The organism is Nocardia sp. CWNU-33 (assembly GCF_046764895.1).
In the GTDB taxonomy this organism is placed as follows: Bacteria; Actinomycetota; Actinomycetes; order Mycobacteriales; family Mycobacteriaceae; genus Nocardia.
In genome coordinates this window covers 14049-32398 of the sequence record NZ_JBKOQN010000006.1, presented here as the reverse complement: position 1 = coordinate 32398, position 18350 = coordinate 14049, and the positions used below count along the sequence as shown (strand labels likewise).

At 65.4% G+C, this 18350-nt stretch carries 20 protein-coding genes, 4 tRNA genes and 1 pseudogene; 17 read left to right on the top strand and 8 right to left on the bottom strand.

Features of this window, described 5'->3' with window-relative positions; all coding sequences use genetic code 11:
* Nucleotides 1–43: 43 nt before the first annotated feature.
* Both ACLMAL_RS09585 and ACLMAL_RS09580 read right to left on the bottom strand, forming a co-directional pair.
* On the bottom strand, nt 44–1186 hold the full coding sequence (locus ACLMAL_RS09585) for a glycosyltransferase family 4 protein (protein WP_411998734.1): 1143 nt from the start codon (nt 1184–1186) through the stop codon (nt 44–46).
* A gap of 87 nt (nt 1187–1273) precedes the next feature.
* Nucleotides 1274–1702 carry a DUF3592 domain-containing protein gene (locus ACLMAL_RS09580; protein WP_411998987.1) on the bottom strand — a complete coding sequence of 143 codons (429 nt, stop codon included), beginning with the start codon at nt 1700–1702 and terminating at the stop codon, nt 1274–1276.
* Nucleotides 1703–1775: 73 nt separating this feature from the next.
* Between ACLMAL_RS09580 and ACLMAL_RS09575 the strand changes: the two genes are divergently transcribed.
* Nucleotides 1776–2282 (top strand): DUF2505 domain-containing protein, encoded by a 507-nt coding sequence (locus ACLMAL_RS09575; protein WP_411998733.1) that lies wholly within the window; start codon nt 1776–1778, stop codon nt 2280–2282.
* Between the two features lie 67 nt (nt 2283–2349).
* Here the strand turns inward: ACLMAL_RS09575 and ACLMAL_RS09570 are convergent, their stop codons facing one another.
* The 3 genes from ACLMAL_RS09570 to ACLMAL_RS09560 are packed head-to-tail and all read right to left on the bottom strand — an operon-like array spanning nt 2350 to nt 4542.
* Complete coding sequence (locus ACLMAL_RS09570) at nt 2350–2787, bottom strand: VOC family protein (RefSeq protein ID WP_411998732.1); 438 nt, start codon at nt 2785–2787, stop codon at nt 2350–2352.
* 56 nt (nt 2788–2843) lie between these two features.
* Nucleotides 2844–3257, bottom strand: coding sequence for a helix-turn-helix transcriptional regulator (locus ACLMAL_RS09565; RefSeq protein WP_411998731.1), 414 nt, complete (start codon nt 3255–3257; stop codon nt 2844–2846).
* A 4-nt stretch (nt 3258–3261) separates the two neighbouring features.
* Nucleotides 3262–4542, bottom strand: coding sequence for a geranylgeranyl reductase family protein (locus ACLMAL_RS09560; RefSeq protein WP_411998730.1), 1281 nt, complete (start codon nt 4540–4542; stop codon nt 3262–3264).
* A 334-nt stretch (nt 4543–4876) separates the two neighbouring features.
* Here ACLMAL_RS09560 and ACLMAL_RS09555 point away from each other — a divergent pair, with 334 nt between their 5' ends.
* On the top strand, nt 4877–5884 hold the full coding sequence (locus tag ACLMAL_RS09555) for a polyprenyl synthetase family protein (protein WP_328406577.1): 1008 nt from the start codon (nt 4877–4879) through the stop codon (nt 5882–5884).
* 248 nt (nt 5885–6132) lie between these two features.
* The gene (gene htpX, locus ACLMAL_RS09550) at nt 6133–7014 is read left to right on the top strand and encodes a zinc metalloprotease HtpX (protein ID WP_379066716.1); all 882 of its coding nucleotides are present in this window, start codon (nt 6133–6135) and stop codon (nt 7012–7014) included.
* Nucleotides 7015–7025: 11 nt separating this feature from the next.
* Here the strand turns inward: htpX and ACLMAL_RS09545 are convergent, their stop codons facing one another.
* Nucleotides 7026–7511 carry a MarR family winged helix-turn-helix transcriptional regulator gene (locus ACLMAL_RS09545; RefSeq protein WP_411998729.1) on the bottom strand — a complete coding sequence of 162 codons (486 nt, stop codon included), beginning with the start codon at nt 7509–7511 and terminating at the stop codon, nt 7026–7028.
* A 125-nt stretch (nt 7512–7636) separates the two neighbouring features.
* Here ACLMAL_RS09545 and ACLMAL_RS09540 point away from each other — a divergent pair, with 125 nt between their 5' ends.
* Nucleotides 7637–8683 (top strand): nitroreductase/quinone reductase family protein, encoded by a 1047-nt coding sequence (locus ACLMAL_RS09540; RefSeq protein WP_411998728.1) that lies wholly within the window; start codon nt 7637–7639, stop codon nt 8681–8683.
* Nucleotides 8684–8769: 86 nt separating this feature from the next.
* On the opposite strand, the gene ACLMAL_RS09535 is transcribed toward ACLMAL_RS09540, so the two are convergent.
* Nucleotides 8770–8852 (bottom strand) — tRNA-Tyr (locus tag ACLMAL_RS09535).
* A gap of 175 nt (nt 8853–9027) precedes the next feature.
* Between ACLMAL_RS09535 and ACLMAL_RS09530 the strand changes: the two genes are divergently transcribed.
* The 11 genes from ACLMAL_RS09530 (at nt 9028) to ACLMAL_RS09480 (ending at nt 15037) form a co-directional block, all read left to right on the top strand.
* On the top strand, nt 9028–9519 hold the full coding sequence (locus tag ACLMAL_RS09530) for a YajQ family cyclic di-GMP-binding protein (protein WP_406233588.1): 492 nt from the start codon (nt 9028–9030) through the stop codon (nt 9517–9519).
* 141 nt (nt 9520–9660) lie between these two features.
* Nucleotides 9661–9733 (top strand) — tRNA-Thr (locus ACLMAL_RS09525).
* Nucleotides 9734–9804: 71 nt separating this feature from the next.
* Nucleotides 9805–9880 (top strand) — tRNA-Met (locus ACLMAL_RS09520).
* A gap of 42 nt (nt 9881–9922) precedes the next feature.
* On the top strand, nt 9923–10093 hold the full coding sequence (gene rpmG / locus ACLMAL_RS09515; RefSeq protein WP_014988500.1) for a 50S ribosomal protein L33: 171 nt from the start codon (nt 9923–9925) through the stop codon (nt 10091–10093).
* A gap of 186 nt (nt 10094–10279) precedes the next feature.
* Nucleotides 10280–11347 (top strand): fused (3R)-hydroxyacyl-ACP dehydratase subunits HadA/HadB, encoded by a 1068-nt coding sequence (locus tag ACLMAL_RS09510; RefSeq protein ID WP_411998986.1) that lies wholly within the window; start codon nt 10280–10282, stop codon nt 11345–11347.
* Between the two features lie 270 nt (nt 11348–11617).
* Nucleotides 11618–11690, top strand: a tRNA-Trp gene (locus ACLMAL_RS09505).
* A gap of 29 nt (nt 11691–11719) precedes the next feature.
* Nucleotides 11720–12109 carry a preprotein translocase subunit SecE gene (secE, locus tag ACLMAL_RS09500; protein WP_411998727.1) on the top strand — a complete coding sequence of 130 codons (390 nt, stop codon included), beginning with the start codon at nt 11720–11722 and terminating at the stop codon, nt 12107–12109.
* Nucleotides 12110–12263: 154 nt separating this feature from the next.
* Nucleotides 12264–13058, top strand: coding sequence for a transcription termination/antitermination protein NusG (gene nusG / locus ACLMAL_RS09495; protein WP_411998985.1), 795 nt, complete (start codon nt 12264–12266; stop codon nt 13056–13058).
* Nucleotides 13059–13154: 96 nt separating this feature from the next.
* Nucleotides 13155–13589 carry a 50S ribosomal protein L11 gene (rplK, locus tag ACLMAL_RS09490; protein ID WP_328406571.1) on the top strand — a complete coding sequence of 145 codons (435 nt, stop codon included), beginning with the start codon at nt 13155–13157 and terminating at the stop codon, nt 13587–13589.
* An 80-nt stretch (nt 13590–13669) separates the two neighbouring features.
* Nucleotides 13670–14383, top strand: a complete 714-nt coding sequence (rplA, locus tag ACLMAL_RS09485; RefSeq protein WP_328406570.1) for a 50S ribosomal protein L1 — start codon at nt 13670–13672, stop codon at nt 14381–14383.
* Nucleotides 14384–14512: 129 nt separating this feature from the next.
* The gene (locus ACLMAL_RS09480) at nt 14513–15037 is read left to right on the top strand and encodes an NADPH-dependent FMN reductase (RefSeq protein WP_411998726.1); all 525 of its coding nucleotides are present in this window, start codon (nt 14513–14515) and stop codon (nt 15035–15037) included.
* A 73-nt stretch (nt 15038–15110) separates the two neighbouring features.
* Here ACLMAL_RS09480 and ACLMAL_RS09475 read toward each other — a convergent pair.
* Nucleotides 15111–16732, bottom strand: a pseudogene (locus ACLMAL_RS09475) (MFS transporter).
* Between the two features lie 442 nt (nt 16733–17174).
* On the opposite strand from ACLMAL_RS09475, the gene rplJ reads away from it, so the two are divergent.
* Complete coding sequence (gene rplJ, locus ACLMAL_RS09470) at nt 17175–17720, top strand: 50S ribosomal protein L10 (RefSeq protein ID WP_328406567.1); 546 nt, start codon at nt 17175–17177, stop codon at nt 17718–17720.
* A gap of 142 nt (nt 17721–17862) precedes the next feature.
* Nucleotides 17863–18237 carry a 50S ribosomal protein L7/L12 gene (rplL, locus tag ACLMAL_RS09465; RefSeq protein WP_328406566.1) on the top strand — a complete coding sequence of 125 codons (375 nt, stop codon included), beginning with the start codon at nt 17863–17865 and terminating at the stop codon, nt 18235–18237.
* The last annotated feature ends 113 nt before the right edge of the window (nt 18238–18350 follow it).

Sequence of the window (18350 nt, the reverse complement as noted above, 5' to 3'; positions counted from 1 at the left end):
TCGACCCGGCGCGACTGGCGACGGACTTCGTCCGGCAGTGTCATCAGGCAGTGTGTGGCAATCGGATCTGCTGTCCCGTCACGGCCGCGTAGTGGCCCATCAATTCGGTGCAGATCGTGGGCCAGGTGCGGTGCAGTACCGACTTGCGGGCGGCGGCAGCGAATCGGGTTCGTAACGTCGGATCGTGCAGCGCGCCGATGGCGCTCGGCAGCAGTTCGGTGAAGCGATCGACCGGGAGCAGGTATCCGTTGCGGCAGTGCGCGATGAGGTCGCGTGGACCGCCTGCGTCCGGGCCGATCACCGGAACCCCGGCGGCCAGTGCTTCCTGCACGCCCTGACAGAACGTTTCGTGCTCTCCGGCGTGCACCATGACATCCAGGCCGGCGTAGGCCTGCGCCAATTCGTCGCCGCCGAGCTCGCCGGTGAACACGGCGGTCGGCATCAGCCGGGCCAGCCGGGCCCGTTCCGGACCGTCGCCGACGATCACCAGCTGGATATCGCGGTCGCCGGCAAGCACCGCGAGCCGTTCGACATGCTTTTCCGGAGCCAGCCGCCCGACGAACCCGACGATCAGCTTCTGCTGTCCCGACAGCCAGGCTGTGCGCAGCTCTTCTCGCCGCGCCGACGGGGTGAACCGGGCGATATCGACGCCGCGACCCCACCGGTGCACCCGCGGAATACCGTGCCGCGCGAGATCTTCCGCGGCCGCCCGCGACGGCGCGAGTGTGCGGGTGGCGCCCTCGTGGATGCGCCGGGTCCAGCCCCAGGCCGCGCGGCCGGCCAACCCGAGCCCGTAGCTCTTGGCGAACCCGGCGACATCGGTCTGATAGACGGCCACCGCGGGCAGGTCCAATCGCAGTGCGGCGGCCAGGCCACCGGCGCCGAGCAGGAACGGCGAGGCCAGGTGCACCACGTCCGCGTCGAAATCGGCAATGGCGGCGGTGATGCCCGGCTGCGGCAGGCCGACCGGCAGCGAACTGATCTTCGGCACCATCACCGCGGGGACCCGGTGCACCGGGAAACGACCGTAGAAGCGCGGGGCGGTGGGCTGCCCGCGTGGGGTGTCGGGGGCGACCACGAGCGCCTCATGGCCGTGCTGGTCCAGATGGTCCAGCACCTTCAGCACGGAATTCACGACGCCGTTCATATTCGGCAGGAACGACTCCGAAACGATGGCTACTCGCACCACTCGAGACTGACCGGTACAACGCGCCGTGCGGTCACGCCGACGTGACCAGGACGGAAAGTTCCGACGAAATGTCGGGGGCACCGGTCAGCGGGCCGGGACCGGTTTCGCCCTGCGCCGGCCGATGCGCAGCAGTATCCACAGCGTCGGCAGTGCGATCAACCACACCACCACGATCACCGAGAGCGCGGGCAGCACCGCGACGCTCGCGTCGCGTCCCGCCACTCGGACCAGATCCGGATCACTGCGGTTGTACTCCACATTGATCCGCTCGCCCGCGGTCAGATTGGTCGGATAGAGCACCCCGACCTTCGGATTATGCGTCTCTCCGTCCGGTGTGACGTACATGACCGCCGAGCGCAACCGGCCCGCGGAGAGCACTTCGGCGGTGGTCACGCCTTTGTCGGAGCTGATCAGATAGTCGTTGCGCCAGGCCGCGAGCACGAGCAGGACCACGAGGGTAGTGAGGACGATCGCGACCGTGAGGATGCTGATCTCGGCCCGCCGCAGGCGGATCGACCGCCTTTCAGACTGGCTGGTTTCCGACACCGCAATAGGCTACTTGCCGCCTCGGATACCGTGTGCGCCCATGTCCCGAAAATTCAGCTTCACCGTGCAGTACACAGTCCCGGTCGAAGATCTTCACCGGGCACTTACTACCGATGCCGCCTGGGTGGCGCGCTTCGCCGACGCCCAGACCGCAACGATCGACCTATCGCACCCGGGCGGCGAGGGCACGATCCGCATTCACATGACCGAAAAGGCAAGCCGGGACAAGGTTCCCAGCATCGTCGGCAAGGTGCTCAAGAGCGAGCTCGTGCTTTCGCGCACCGATGACTGGCAGGCGCTCGACGGCGAAATCGCCAAGGGCACTTTCGAAGGGGCCACCGGTGGCATCACCACAGAGATGTCGGGGAACTATGAGCTGCGTCCGACTGCCGAGGGGTCGGAGATCGAGGTCGTCGGCACCGTGCAGGTGAAGGTGCCGCTGGTCGGTGGCGCCATCGAGCCGCTGGCCGAGCAGTTGTTCCATCGGGTGCTCAACAGCGAGCGCAAGTTCTGTCAGGAGTGGCTGGCCGCCCAGGCCACTGCCTGATTCGACCCGATCGCCGCCCGACGCCCCGGCGCAAGCCGGGGCCAGTCGGGTCCTCGCGCCACCTTCGCTACGCGAAGGCCTGCGGGTCGAATTCCTTCGGCTCCACCAGCACCAGCCAGTTGCCGGAGTTGTCGCGAATGATCGCCTCGGTCCCGTAGGGCCGTTGCGCGGGCGGCTGGATGAACTCGACGCCCTTGGCGGTGAGTTCCTCGAAGGTCTTCTGGCAGTCCTCGGTCTTCAGGCCGAGTGCGCCGTGGGTGCCGTTGGCAAGCGCCCGCCTGATCGCCTCGGCGAGGTTGTCGTCCAGGGGCGGGCCGGGAATCATCAGCGTCACTTCGAGTTCGGTGTGATCGGGGTGTGCGACGCTGACCCAGCGAAAGCCATTGTCACCCATGGTCACGTCGCTGACCTCGACGAATCCCAGCTTATCGATGTACCACTGCTTTGCTGCGTCCTGGTCGGTGACGTACACGGTGACCAGTGAGACGTTCGAAATGCTTGTCATGAGTACAGGCTATTGCCGCACCACACGCCCCGGCTTCTCCGAAATTGCGGTGTTGGTCAGCTCGGCGGTGTGCGATCGGACAGCCCGTGCATGAATACGTAGCACCCGGGTATCCGCAGCGCCCCGTCGGCGAATTTGGCCTGGTACTGCGACGGCGTCGAGCCGACCAGCTGCCGGAACTTGCTGCTGAAGGACCCGAGACTGCTGTATCCGACCAGCATGCAGACCTCGGTCACCGTCAGATTCGTTGCGCGCAGCAGATCCTGGGCGCGCTCGATGCGCCGCTCGGCCAGATAGGCCGCAGGCGTCTTTCCGTACACCGCCGCGAACGCCCGCAGGAAATGGAACTTGGAAACCCCTGCCGCAGCGGCCAATTCATCGAGATTCAACGGCTCGGCATAATGCCGATCCGCAAGGTCGCGCGCCCGCCGCAGGTGCGGTAGCAGATACAGCGCGGGCAGGCCGGTCATGGCGTCAGCTGAACGGCGCGAGCTCATCGAAGCGCATGGACGCCCGGCCCGCGGCACGCCAGGCCCGCGCCGTCATGTCCACGTCCTCGTCGGTGACCAGATTGCCCATCACCCGAACCGCGGTGCGCTGCAGATACTTCGACCGCATCACCGGCGGACCGCCCACCGGAACCATCCGCGGGTGGGTGGCAAGCCCGGCAATCCGCCGCGCCACCGAGAACGTCCGCCCGTAGCGGGCGCGCAGCAGCTCCGGCCAGAGCCTGGTGAGGTCCGGCTCGTCGAGCAGCCCGGCCAGCATGTGCCCGCCTTCGAGGCCGTAGTCGATGCCCTCGCCGTTGAGCGGGTTCACGCAGCCCGCCGCATCGCCGATCAGCACCCAGTTGCGCCCCGCCACATTCGAGACCGCGCCGCCCATCGGCAGCAGCGCCGAGGCGACGGCCCGCAGCGAACCTTCGAATCGCCATTCGTCGCGCCGCAGCGAGGTGTAGTGCTCCAGTAGCGGTTTCAGTGCGATGTGGGAAGGCCGCTTCTCCGTGGCCAGCGATCCGACGCCGATATTCACCTCGCCATTGCCGAGCGGGAACACCCACCCGTAACCAGGGACCAGTTCGTTGTTCGCGTCGCGCAGCTCCAGATGCGAGGTGATCCACTGATCATCGCTGCGGGCGGACTTGATGTAGGCGCGGGCCGCGACACCGTAGGCGTACTTCCGATGCCAGGTGCGGCCGAGCAGTTTGCCGATCGGCGAACGCACACCGTCGGCCACGATCAGAATGTGGCAGCCGATCGACCGGGTGCCCTCGGCCGTCTTGACCGTCACACCGGTGACCAGGTCACCCTCGCGGGTGACATCGACCACTTTCGTGCCGTCCAGCATCCGTGCGCCGGACTTGACCGCGGTCTCGCGCAGCTTGTCGTCGAGTTCGGTTCGGGGAACGGCACTTCCGTAGGTCGGAAAGGAACCGCTCGGCCACGGCAGCAGCGCCTCGCGACCGAAGCCGGTCATGCGGAGGCCATGATTCACCGTGTGCGCTCGCACCCAGTCGCCGAGGCCGAGATGCTCGAGCTCGGCCGTCGCGCGCGGGGTCAGGCCGTCGCCGCAGGTCTTGTCGCGTGGGAAGACGGCGGAGTCGGTGAGCAGCACATCGCGGCCCGCCCGCGCGGCCCACGCTGCGGCCGCGGAACCGGCCGGTCCGGCACCGACGACGAGTACTTCGGTCCTTGCGGGCAGCGCGGCCTGCGTGTCCCCGTCGCGGCCAGCGGGTGTGACATCCGGTGAACCCATGCGCTCAATACTTGCAGGGCAGTCTCGTCGGTGTGCGGCGACCGGGCATTCGCTTATTCGAGCGGGCCCGACACTGCCTGTGTCACGGCGGAACCCCAGCTGAGAGCATGCGGTGCTCGCGCGCGGAAAACAATGTGCAAAAGTGTCTGATACACCGCATAGTGACGGTGTTCATGGGGCCATCGGGCGGGGACACGCTAGGTTCTCTACCGTGGGGTCGGACGCATCGCTGGGAGAAGAAATGAGCACATCTGCAATGAGCGAGCGGAGCGAGCGAATCAATGACGCGGCGCGCCTCGCGAACAGCGGATCCGAGCGCCGGCGAGGAGGAGCTATGAGCGACGTCAGCACGGTGGTGGCCGGGGTCGATCTCGGTGACACCGAACTCGCGGCGACGGTGCGAAACGGCCTGGAAAACGTCGAGAAACTCCTGATCGACGAGCTGTCCGACGGCGAAATCTTCCTTCAGGAAGCGGCGCTGCATCTGGCGAAGGCGGGCGGCAAGCGGTTCCGCCCGCTGTTCACCATCCTCACCGGCCAGCTCGGCCCGCGCCCGACCGACCCGGCGCTGGTCACCGCGGGGACCGTGGTGGAGCTGGTGCACCTGGCGACCCTCTACCACGACGATGTGATGGACGAAGCCTCGATGCGCCGTGGTGCGCCGAGCGTGAATTCGCGCTGGGGCAACAACATCGCGATCCTGGCGGGCGACTATCTCTTCGCGCACGCCTCCCGGCTGACCTCCACTCTCGGCCCCGATGCGGTGCGGATCATCGCCGAAACCTTCGCCGAACTGGTGACCGGCCAAATGCGCGAGACCATGGGCGCACAGAACTCCCAGGACCCGGTCGAGCACTACCTGCGCGTGGTGTGGGAGAAGACCGGCTCGCTGATCGCCGCCGCAGGCCGTTTCGGCGGCACCTTTTCCGGCGCCGACGACGAACACGTCGAGCGGCTTGCCCGCCTCGGTGACGCGGTCGGCACCGCCTTCCAGATCTCCGACGACATTATCGACATCTCCTCGGCGTCCGAGCAGTCCGGCAAGACGCCGGGCACCGACCTGCGCGAGGGCGTGCACACCCTGCCGGTGCTCTACGCGCTGCGCGACGAGGGCGCCGAGGGCGATCGTCTGCGCAAGCTGCTGGCCCGCCCGCTGGAGACCGACGACGAGGTCGAGGAGGCGCTCGGCCTGCTCGCCCGCTCGCGGGGCATGGTGCTCGCGAAGGAAAAGCTGCAGGGTTACGCCGACATCGCACACGCCGAACTGTCCGCACTGCCCACGGGCCCAGCCAATGACGCACTCGAGCGTTTGGTCCGCTACACCATCGAACGCGTCGGCTGAGCGGCGTATGCCGGCAACAACTGATCTCGCACGTACATGGGTAACTCACCGGGCACGGGCGCACTGAGCCGCCACCTCACCGCCGGTCGCCGACGACAACCTCGTGGCACTCGAGTCCGGCCTGAATTCTCGGAGAGGCGGATAAGCGCGCGAATGTGGGCGTGGACTCCCTCTGGAACCTGTGTTGCGCTTATATCGTTGAGCTGCTGTAAGGCACTCAATGGACGGGGGAGTGGGCAAGGAGACGTATGCACGGGCACGGGTATGCGAATGGACTGAAGACGTTCGGGCTAATGGTCGGTCTCTCGGCCTTGATCGTGTTCGCCGGGGCGATGTTCCGCAGCCCGACGATTCTGATCCTGGCGATTGTGCTCGCCGTCGGTATGAACGCCTACGCGTACTTCAACAGCGACAAGCTCGCGTTGAAGGCCATGCACGCGCAGCCGGTCAGTGAGCTGGAGGCGCCGGTGATCTACCGCATCGTGCGCGAGCTCGCGACCACCGCGCGTCAGCCGATGCCACGGCTCTACATCAGCCCGACGAACGCTCCGAACGCGTTCGCCACCGGCCGCAGCCCTCGGCACGCGGCGGTCTGCTGTACCAGCGGCATCCTGCAGATCCTCGATGAACGCGAATTGCGCGCGGTGCTCGGCCACGAACTATCGCACGTCTACAACCGCGACATCCTCATCTCCTCGATCGCCGGCGCGCTCGCCGCGGTCATCTCCGGCTTGGCCAACCTGGCCTTCTTCGCGTCGATGTTCGGCGGCAACCGCAATGGCGGCGGCCCCAACATGCTTGGCGTGCTGCTGATTTCGCTACTCGGTCCGATCGCGGCGACCTTGGTCAAACTGGCCGTCTCACGCTCACGCGAGTATCAGGCCGACCAATCCGGCGCCGAGCTGACCGGCGACCCGCTGGCGCTCGCGTCGGCGCTGCGCAAACTGGAGCGCGGTGTCCAAGCCGCCCCGCTGCCTCCTGAGCCGCAGCTGACCGCCCAGTCGCACCTGATGATCGCCAATCCCTTCCGTGCCGGCGAGAAGGCCGCCCGCTGGTTCTCCACCCACCCTCCGATGGCCGAGCGCATCGCCCGGCTGGAGGAAATGGCGGGCGGCCCGCGCAACTACTAGCTCGGGTCCGCTTATCCCAGTTCCTGCTCGTAGGCGCGGAGGGTGTCGACGAACAGCCGGCGTTGCTCGGGGGTCAGCGGCCCGAGGACTGCACGCCAGGCTCGCGCGCTGCCGCCGAGCCAGTCGTTGACCGACTTCTCGTGCGCCGCCGCGATACCCACGATGGTGCGCCGCCGGTCGGCTTCGTCGGTGCGTCGTTCCAGCACGCCCTGACGGCTCAGGTCGCCGACCATCAGGCTGACCGTCGTCGGCGCCACCTCCAGGCGCACCGCGAGATCGTTCACGGTCATCGGTCCCTCGAAGACCAGATTCGCCAGCAATGACAGATGCCGCGGCGCGAGCGAGAACGATTGCAGCTCTTCGGGAACGCGCATCTTCTTCGCGCGGCCGACTACCCGCGGCATGAGCAGCAGCAGGCTGCGGATGCCCTCTTCCACCGCGATACCTGCGCCGTCGTGCGCGCGCTCGGCTGCGGTGCTGCGCCCATCGGTTGACATCCCGGACACCTCCAAATAATCTTTGGTCGCAAAGTTAATTTGCTTGCAAAGCAAACTCTATTCTCTCCGACAAGGCTATTACCGGCGGCCGCCGATCCGTGGCGGCAGCCCGGAAGGACCAGGACATGACCGACTCGCAGCCGACCTCCGCCGCCGACTTCAACGCGGCGATCATCAACGAGTTCCGCGCCAATGCGGGCAAGGTCGGCGGTTTGTTCGCGGGCGCGCCGCTCGTGCTGCTGACGACGATCGGTGCGAAAAGCGGGCGCAGCCACACCACTCCTCTCGTGTATTACCGACACGACGATCACCTCCTGGTGTTCGGCTCGAATGGCGGGTCCGACAGCCATCCCGCGTGGTTGTTCAACGTGCGGAACAACCCCGAGGTGACAGTAGAGATCGGCGCATCCGGCGCCGTCGAGACCTTTCAGGCGACCGCGGTCGTGCTGAGCGGTGCCGAGCGGGAGCGTCGCTATGTCGAACAGGCCGCTCGTGACCCGGCCTTCGCGGCGTATCAAGCGGGAACCGAGCGGGTCATTCCGGTGGTCGCCCTGCGCAAGGCCCGGCGGCCATCGGTCGGTCGACGCCCCATCGTCCTCGGTGCAGTGATCCTTGCCGGCGCTGCCGGAGTCATCGCCACGCGTGGTTCAACCGAGAAAACGACACCCACCACGGCTCCGGCGACCGCCACGGCGCGAACAACGGCGATCGGCGACCATCTCCGGCAGGTGCATGCGCAGCTGAGGCGGGACCTCGGTACGGTGCGCGCCGAGTTGGCGGCGCAGGTGGGCGATTCGGTGACGTTGCCGAGTCTGCCGCGCGATTTACGCGCCCATTGTGTCGGCTTCTGTAGCGCGCTGCATGAACACCACACCTCCGAAGACGGTGTCTTTCCGGTCCTCGCGAAGCAGTTTCCGGAATTGTCGCCTGTCTTGGCCCGGCTACAGCGTGAGCACGGTGAGGTTGCCAGGGTGATCGCCGAGTTGCAGCAGGTGCTCGACCGTGGCGACACCGCCGATCCGGCTCATATCCGAACTGAATTCGACAGGCTCGCAAGCGAATTGGAGGCGCACTTTGTCTATGAGGAGAGCACGATCATCGACGCGCTGAACGCGATGGACACTTCCGTGCTGCCGCCGCGCCCTGGTGCCGACCGGCCCGGTGGCCGCTGAACAAACGAATGCGGCGCGAATATCGTCCCCGCAGCATGATGAAAAAGGGAAACCCCCGTCGATCGTGATCGACGGGGGTTATTCGGTGGCAGATGTAGGATTCGAACCTACGTAGGCTTTCACCGACAGATTTACAGTCTGCTCCCATTGGCCGCTCGGGCAATCTGCCGTTGCGCTTCTCGGCGCGCAGAGCAGCTTACAACGAACCCCGACCCTTAATGCAAACCGGCTGGCCAACGGCCGTGCGACGCGACTACGGTCGTGCTTCCGGGTAGAACTGACGATGACCGGGAGCACCCGGCGTGCGTCAGCACCGTAGGACCGTCACCGAACAGGAGCGCAGTGTGGCCGATTCGTCTTTCGACGTCGTCAGCAAGGTCGACCGTCAGGAGGTCGACAACGCTTTGCATCAGGCGGAAAAAGAGCTGACCACCCGCTACGATTTCCGTGGGACGGGCGCGACGATCGAGTGGTCCGGCGAGGACAAGATCGTGCTGACCGCGGAGGCGGAGGAGCGGGTCAAGGCTGCGCTCGACGTATTCAAGGAAAAGCTGATCCGTCGTGACATCTCCCTCAAGGCGTTCGATGCGGGCGAGCCCATGGCCTCCGGCAAGATCCACAAGATCACCGGAACGCTGGTGCAGGGCATCGACTCCGAGCATGCGAAGAAGATCACCAAGAAGATCCGCGACGAGGGCCCGAAGGGCGTGAAGGCGCAGATCCAGGGCGACGAGCTCCGGGTGAGCAGTAAGAAGCGCGACGACCTGCAGGCGGTCATCGCGCTGCTGAAGGGCGATGACTTCGGTATCGCGCTGCAGTTCGTCAACTACCGTTAGTGCGGTCGGCGGCCCTCGGCGGGTCGCCGCAAAACCGCTCTGACCACACGGTTTGGAAGTGCGACCGGTGAGTGTGTAATCTCGTTCAAGACTTCGCCGCGCCGGGGTTACGATTGAAAATCTTGGTGCGGAAGTAGTCATGCCCCCTTAGCTCAGTCGGCAGAGCGTTTCCATGGTAAGGAAAAGGTCAACGGTTCGATTCCGTTAGGGGGCTCGCCGGATTGCCGGTGGTGACCGACTCGGCATCTCCTAGGTTGGGCGCGGCACCAGGCAATGCGACCCCGTGGCGGTGTAGCTCAGTCGGTAGAGCAAACGACTCATAATCGTTGTGTCGCCGGTTCAAGTCCGGCCATCGCTACCAAAACCGATCAGACCATCTGGTTGACCCGAAAGAAGGAATATCGTGGCCGCGAAGTCCACCGATGTCCGGCCAAAGATCACCTTGGCCTGCGAGCAGTGCAAGCACCGCAACTACATCACCAAGAAGAACCGGCGCAATGACCCCGATCGGCTGGAACTGAAGAAGTTCTGCCCGAACTGTGGCACGCACCGGGGACACAAAGAATCCCGTTAGTCCGCCACGCGTGCCGCTGCCGCGTGGATCGATTCCGGGAGAGCGAATCCCGGTTACTCGGGCTGTGACAAATGCGAGGGCCGGACGAATGTCCGGCCCTGACGCATTTTCACGGTGCGAGTGCGGTGGTCGAACGCTCCGCCGACTCCGGCAGCGGGGTCAGATAGGTACAGTCCTCCCGTGACAATCAACACCGGTACAGACGAAGCGATCGCCATGGACGAGACTTTCGATCCTGCGGCACACGCGGCCTCCATGGTGGGTCACCACTACCGCGTCGACGACTACTACGAGGTCGGCCGCGAAAAGGTCCGCGAGTACGCCCGCGCCGTGCAGGATTATCACCCGCTGCACTGGGAAGAGGACGTCGCGCAGGAGTACGGCTACGACGGCTTGCTCGCCCCGCTGACCTTCATCTCCCTTGTCGGCATTCTGGCGCAGCGCAAGCTCTTCGAGCAGATCGTCACAGGCTATGACCTGAGCCAGATCATGCAGACCGATCAGATTCTGGAATTCCACCGGCCGATCAAGGTCGGCGACCACCTGACCTGCGATGTCTTCCTGCATTCGTTCCGGCAGGCATTCGGTGGCGACATCATCGTGACGAAGAACATCGTCACCGATCAGAACGACGAGCTGGTGCTCACCACCTACACCACCCTGATCGGGCGCAGCGGCGGCGACATCGACCCGAATCTGCAGGGCGCGGTGCGCAACGTGCTGATGCACGGTATCGGTGAGGATGCGCCCGAGCACCACCCGCGTACGCCTGCCTCGGATACACCGACGCCCACGCCGGTGGCCACGATCCCCGATATCGCGCCGAGCAAGCACGCGCTCGACTTCGAGCGGGTGTCCGTCGGCGACGAGTTGCCCCCACGCACCGTCCGGCTGACCCGTGGCGACCTGGTGAACTACGCGGGCGTCTCCGGCGACGCGAACCCGATCCACTGGAGCGACGATGTCGTCAAGCTGGTCGGCCTGGAAAACGTGGTCGCGCACGGCATGCTCACCATGGGCCTCGGTGGCGGTTTCGTCACCTCGTGGCTCGGTGATCCCGGTGCGGTCAAGGAGTACAACGTCCGCTTCACCAGCCCGGTCTACGTGGGCTCCGACGAGCCTGCCGAGATCGAGTACACCGGGAAGGTGAAGTCGGTGGATCCGGAGACGCGGACCGCGGTCATCGCCATTGTGGCGAAGTCGGTCGGTCGCAAGATCTTCGGCCGCGCGACCGCAACGGTGCAGCTGGCGTGAGCGGTCGTGGTCCGGAGTTGGACCCAGCCTGACCTGGTCGACTGACCCTGATTGGCAAATGGCGCGGACGGTAACGTACACTCAGGTCTCTGGGGTCACCAGCCGTTGCGCGCTGCTCTGTAGGGCTGGTTCCAGGCGGTCCGGAGGGATGTACTCCGAAGGATCGCCGACGGGGCCGGCAACTGCTGGAGCGGCGCGCGTGTTGTGTGACACCGGAACTGCACAACTGAATACCGAACAGTGGTTGGACAGCCAACACGGTCCAACCAAAGGGGCGTAGCTCAACTGGCAGAGCAGCGGTCTCCAAAACCGCAGGTTGCAGGTTCAAGTCCTGTCGCCCCTGCCCTGGATGCCAGCGACGAAAGGATCGACGTGAGCGACGAGCGGGATACTCGCCACGGCGCGCATGCGGCCGACGATGGCGATGACACCGCCGCAGTGAGTCGGCCGAGCGGCAAGCGGTCCGCCCGGCGGGCCCGCAACACGTCCGATTCGGGCACGGTCGCCACTATCGAGCGGCCGTCGCTGAGCAAGGCAGCCAAGAAGACCGATCGGGCCGAGCGCAAGACGGGTAACCCGTTCAAGCGCTTGATCAAGTTCCTCCGCGAAGTTGTCGCGGAGCTGCGCAAGGTGATCTGGCCCAATCGGAAGCAGATGGTCACCTATACGAGCGTTGTTCTGGTGTTCGTGATTTTCATGGTCGCGTTCATCAGCGGGTTGGATCTGGCGTTCATCAAGGGTGTCAACTGGCTGTTCGGCTAGCCGAACGTCGCCGGCGACTGCTCGCAGGTCGCTCGAAACGATCGGTCGAAGCCGGTAGCCGATCCCGGGGCGGACACGGGCGGAGCGATTCCGCCGGGCGCCCGGCCCCGGCACGCAGAGGATGTACGTGACGACACAGGAAGCGAGTGCCCCAGTGAGCACCCCGGAGAACGACACAACCGACGAGTTCCCGGTCGACGACGTGGTGGTCGAGGCCACCGACTCCGTCGAGGAATCTGCCGCCGACGAAGTGTCGGTGGTCGAGGAATCCGAGCCCGCTGACGAGCCCGCCGCCGAAGCCGAGCCCATCGATGCCGAGCCCGCAGACCCCGTCGCCGAGATGAAGGCTGCGCTGCGGCGCGCCCCTGGCGACTGGTACGTCATCCATTCCTATGCGGGCTACGAGAACAAGGTCAAGGCCAATCTCGAGACCCGTGTGCAGAACCTGGACCTGGAGGAGTACATCTTCCAGGTCGAGGTGCCGACCGAAGAGGTCACCGAGATCAAGAACGGCCAGCGCAAGCACGTCAACCGCAAGGTGCTGCCCGGCTACATCCTGGTCCGGATGGAACTCAACGACGAGTCGTGGGGCGCGGTGCGCAACACCCCCGGTGTCACCGGATTCGTCGGCGCGACCTCGCGCCCGTCGCCGCTTTCCATCGACGACGTGGTGAAGTTCCTGGTCCCGGCCGCGCAGCAGCAGAAGAAGCCCGCTGCCGCCGCTGCCGCGAGCGGCGAGGGTGGCGCCGCCGACATCGTCGCCAAGCCGACCATCGAGGTCGACTTCGAGGTCGGCGAGTCGGTGACCGTGATGGACGGCCCGTTCGCGACGCTGCCCGCCAGCATCTCCGAGGTCAACGCCGAGCAGCAGAAGCTCAAGGTGCTCGTGTCGATTTTCGGCCGCGAGACTCCGGTCGAGCTGGCGTTCACCCAGGTCGCGAAGATCTAGCCCAGTTACCTCAGCGACGGGGCGAATCCGCCCGGTCGAGGATCGCAACACCAGGACTTGCAAAGAGCAAGGAAAACAGACACCTAGGAAAGAAAGATGCCCCCCAAGAAGAAGAAGCTCGCCGGGATCATCAAGCTTCAGATCCAGGCCGGCCAGGCGAACCCCGCCCCCCCGGTGGGCCCCGCGCTCGGTCAGCACGGCGTCAACATCATGGAGTTCTGCAAGGCGTACAACGCCGCGACCGAGTCGCAGCGTGGCAACGTCATTCCGGTCGAGATCTCGGTGTACGAGGACCGGTCGTTCGACTTCAAGCTGAAGACCCCGCCCGCTGCCCGGTTGCTGCTCAAGGCCGCCGGTATCCAGAAGGGTTCGGCCGAGCCGCACAAGACCAAGGTCGCGAAGATCACCATGGACCAGGTCCGGGAGATCGCCAAGACCAAGGCGGAAGATCTGAACGCGACTGACATCGATCAGGCGGCGAAGATCATCGCGGGTACCGCTCGCTCGATGGGTATCACCGTCGAGGGCTGAGCGAACTCGCTCCTCCACCCGGGTGGGAGGGCCGGCCAGGCCCGATAACCACTTCTGAACCAGAACAAGGACAGAGAATCATGGCAAAACGAAGCAAGGCGTATCTCGCCGCGGCCGAGAAGGTCGATCGCGATCAGCTGTACTCCCCGCTCGCCGCTGCGCGGCTGGCCAAGGAGACCGCCACCACCAAGACCGACGCGACCGTCGAGGTTGCCGTTCGTCTCGGTGTGGATCCCCGTAAGGCCGACCAGATGGTCCGCGGCACGGTCAACCTGCCGCACGGCACCGGTAAGACCGCCCGCGTCATCGTGTTCGCGGCCGGCGAGAAGGCCGCCGAGGCCGAGGCCGCCGGTGCCGACGCTGTTGGCGCCGAGGACCTGATCGAGCGGATCCAGGGCGGCTGGCTCGATTTCGACGCCGCGATCGCCACCCCGGACCAGATGGCGAAGGTCGGCCGGATCGCGCGTGTCCTCGGACCGCGTGGCCTGATGCCGAACCCGAAGACGGGCACGGTCACCAACGATGTGACCAAGGCCGTCAACGACATCAAGGGCGGCAAGATCAACTTCCGCGTCGACAAGCAGGCCAACCTGCACTTCGTCATCGGCAAGGCGTCCTTCGACGACACCAAGCTGGTGGAGAACTACGGTGCCGCGCTGGACGAGATCCTGCGTGCCAAGCCGTCGACCGCCAAGGGCCGCTACGTCAAGAAGGTGACGGTGTCGACGAACACCGGACCGGGCATCCCGGTGGACCCGAACCGCACCCGCAACCTCCTCGACGAGGATGCGTAAGTAGCACCAGGCAGCAACCGCAACGGCGGGAACGCGAATCGCGTTCCCGCCGTTGCGCGTTTCCGCCAGGTGCGCGGCCGGACTAATCCACGCGCGAGGGTCGTTGCTTCTCGTGTGACCGTTGTTCTGTTGATTTCTGGAAGCACGCGCAGTGCTTCGACCAATTCCGCCGCGCTGCGCACCGTGCAGGCGATCGCCCCGAAGGGCGTGGAGACCACCTGGTACGAAGGTCTGACCGAGCTGCCCGCTTTCAGCCCCGATGATGACGGCACGGGCCACCCATCCGTTGTCGCCCTCCGCGAACAGCTTTCGCGCGCCGATGCAGTGCTGCTGTGCACTCCCGAATATGCGGGCACGCTGCCGGGCAGCTTCAAGAACCTGCTGGACTGGACCGTCGGCACCGGCGATTTCTATGAAAAGCCGACGGCCTTTCTGAATGTGGCCGCACCGGGTCGGGGCGAAGGAGCCGCGGCGACTCTGGTAACCGTTCTCGGCTATATCGGCGCGGTCGTCGATCCGGACATTTGCGCCAGGCTGCCCGTGGCTCGTGCGGCCGTCGGCCAGGACGGTCTCGTCGATACCGCTGAATTCCGTTCTGGCGCAATCGAAGCGCTCGATCGCCTGGTCGAGCATGCGGCGCGGTTGTCGGTCTGACGCTGAAATGAGAATGCCCCGTTTTCCCGGCGCAAGCCGGAACGACGGGGCGTTCACTGTGATGAGCGAGTTTCTAGTCGGACGAATCTTCCTGATTTCCTGCGGTTTTCCGCCATCCGAGCAGCACCGACTCGCCTTCTTGCACGCCCCACGGCAGGAAGATTGCGACGATCACCGCGCACACGACCACCGCACCGGCGGCCACCAGGGACGCCGCGTGCGAACCCTGCAGCGCCGCGGTCTTCATCGCCGTGATCAGGTTCTCGCGCTGTGCCTCGAAGAATGGGGCCAACTCCCGTTTGCGCATCTCGAGCACGCTGAGCGGGCTCGCTTTCACCAGACTCCGCTCGTTGGCGTCCATCATCCCGGCGGGTACGCGGTCGATGAGCGGCGAAACGCGAGTCGTGTAATACGACGCCACAATTGATCCGAGCACCGCGACACCGAGGGTGGCGCCGATCTCGCGGGTGGTGTCGTTGACCGCCGAACCCGCGCCCGCCTCGTCGAGCGGCAGTGACGACATGATCGATTCGGTGGCCGGGCCCTGCACGATGGCCAAGCCGAGCGCCATCGACACCATGGACGGCAGCACGTCGGTGAGGTAAGGGCTGTCGACTGTCACCTGGCCACCGAGGTAGAGGCCGAGGCCGGTGAGCAGCAGGCCGAACACGATGACGGACGTGGTGCCGAGTCGTTGTGCGAGCAGGGTTGCGATCGGCGCGCCGATCGCCACCGAGAATGCGAACGGCAGTGAGGCGATACCGAATTCGAGCGGTGTGTATTCGCGCACGCCTTGGAAGTACTGTGTGATGAGGAACAGGAATCCGAACATCGAGAAGTAGCCGATCGCAATCGACAAGGCGGGCAGCGAGAATCGCCGATTGCCGAACAGCGTCATATCGAGAATCGGTGTGCTGGTGCGCAGTTCCCAGGTGACGAATGCGGCAAGCAGTGCGACGCCGAATGCGCCGGTGCCGAGCGTGGTCACCGATGTCCAGCCGAAGCGCGGTGCCTCGATGATGGACCAGACCAGCAGCGTGATGCCCGCGATGGACAACCCGATGCCTGCCGGATCCAGCCGCCCTACCTGCGAGGAGCGCGATTCGGGCACCCAGATCAGCGTCGCGGTCATGGCCAGCAGCGCCACCGGCACGTTGATCCAGAACACCGAATGCCACGAAAAGTGTTCCAGCAGACAGCCTCCCGAGATGGGGCCGATGGCGATGGCGAATCCGGCCATGGCGGTCCACGCGGCAATGGCGAGGGCTCGTTCGCGACGATCGGTGAAGATATTGATGATGAGCGCGAGCGTTGCGGGGAAGACGGCGGCGGCAAACACGCCCATGGCGGCACGGGCGGTGATGACGCTGCCCATGGCATCCGATAGCGCGCCGCCGATCGACATGACGGCCACGCCGGCCAGGCCGATCATCATCACCCGGCGGCGGCCGTAGCGGTCGCCGAGGTTTCCGAAGGCGAGCAGTAGTCCGGCAAAGGTCAGTGTGTAGGCGTCGACGACCATTGCAGTCCGCTGACGCCGGTCGCCAGCTCGACGCCGAGGGAGGGTAGGGCCACGTTGACGATGGTGTTGTCGAGGACGACCAGCAGCTCTGCCAGGCAGATCACGGCGAGTGCGGCGAAGCGGTGCGTGCGTCGTTCCAGCAGCACCGGTGGATCGACTATGGAGGTTGCCATAGTTCAGCAGTCAAGCAATATCTGTCACCGTTGGTAACACTTTTTGGCGGAGATGTCGACCACAAAGCGCTATGAATTGTGAGACGGCGCACAACAATTCGACGTCGAGGAGGGGGCGATTCAGCCCCATGGAGAGCCCGTTTTGGCAGATGGTGACCTTGGCAGGTACTCTGGACGACAGTTATCGACGAGTTCGATCGCTACCCAATCCGTTCTACCGAAGACCGTTGGTCGCCGTTCCCGCCTGGGATCGGTCGAAGGTCCGGCAACAGCCGGCGGCCCACGCAGGGAGATCTGAGGCTGGGAATTGGTCCGGGTATTACTCGGGTCGATCCCGTATTGCGCCCCGGAACGCTCTGCGTTCGGGGCGTTTGCTTTATCGCTGGCCCCTGGTGCTTGGTAGTTCGTATATACGAACCGACATCCAGAGAGGAGGCGAAGTATGGCAAAACCCGAGAAGGTCACTGCGGTCGAAGAGATTGCGGAGCAGTTCAAGAGCTCGACCGCCACCGTTGTCACGGAATACCGTGGTCTTTCGGTCGGCAAGCTCACCGATCTGCGTCGCGCGCTCGGCGCGGGCGCCACGTACTCCGTCGCCAAGAACACCCTGGTCAAGCGTGCGGCCGCGGAAGCGGGCGTCGAAGGCCTGGACGACTTGTTCGTCGGACCGACCGCCATCGCCTTCATTCAGGGCGAGCCGGTCGACGCAGCGAAGGCCCTCAAGACCTTCGCCAAGGACAACAAGGCGCTCATCATCAAGGGCGGGTACATGGACGGCGCTGCGCTGTCCGTTGCCGAGGTCGAGAAGATCGCCGACCTCGAGTCCCGCGAGGTGCTGCTGGCCAAGCTGGCCGGCGCGATGAAGGGCAACATGGCGAAGGCCGCCGGTCTGTTCAACGCTCCCGCATCGCAGGTGGCCCGCCTGGCCGCCGCGCTCGTGGAGAAGAAGCAGGCCGAATCCGGTGGCGAAACCGCTGCCGCTGAATAACCCCGCGGCGTGAGCGACGGGCCCGGAGGCGGAAGCGCCAGCGTAACCACGCAGGGCCCCGCGAAGGCCGCAAATTGAACACAGCGGGTGATTCGCGTGCGGCTCGCCCTCATAGACATCAACTACCGAAAGGAACAACATCATGGCCAACGTTGACGAACTGCTCGAGACCTTCGGCAACATGACCCTGCTCGAGCTGTCGGACTTCGTCAAGAAGTTCGAAGAGAAGTTCGAGGTCACCGCCGCTGCTCCGGTCGCCGTCGCCGCTGTCGGCGCCGCGCCGGTCGAGGCCGCCGAAGAGCAGGACGAGTTCGACGTCATCCTCGAGGGTGCGGGCGACAAGAAGATCCAGGTCATCAAGGTGGTCCGTGAGATCGTCTCCGGCCTGGGCCTGAAGGAAGCCAAGGACCTGGTCGAGGGCGCCCCGAAGCCGATCCTGGAGAAGGTCGCCAAGGACGCCGCCGAGGCTGCCAAGGCGAAGCTGGAAGAGGCCGGCGCCAAGGTCTCCGTCAAGTAATTCGCTCGTCTTTTCGAGTAACCCGCGAGCAGTCGCCTGCGACTACTTCGCCGAACGGGCGGTCCCCATTGGGGGCCGCCCGTTTGCTTTGTCCGAACGCACGCGACCGTGGT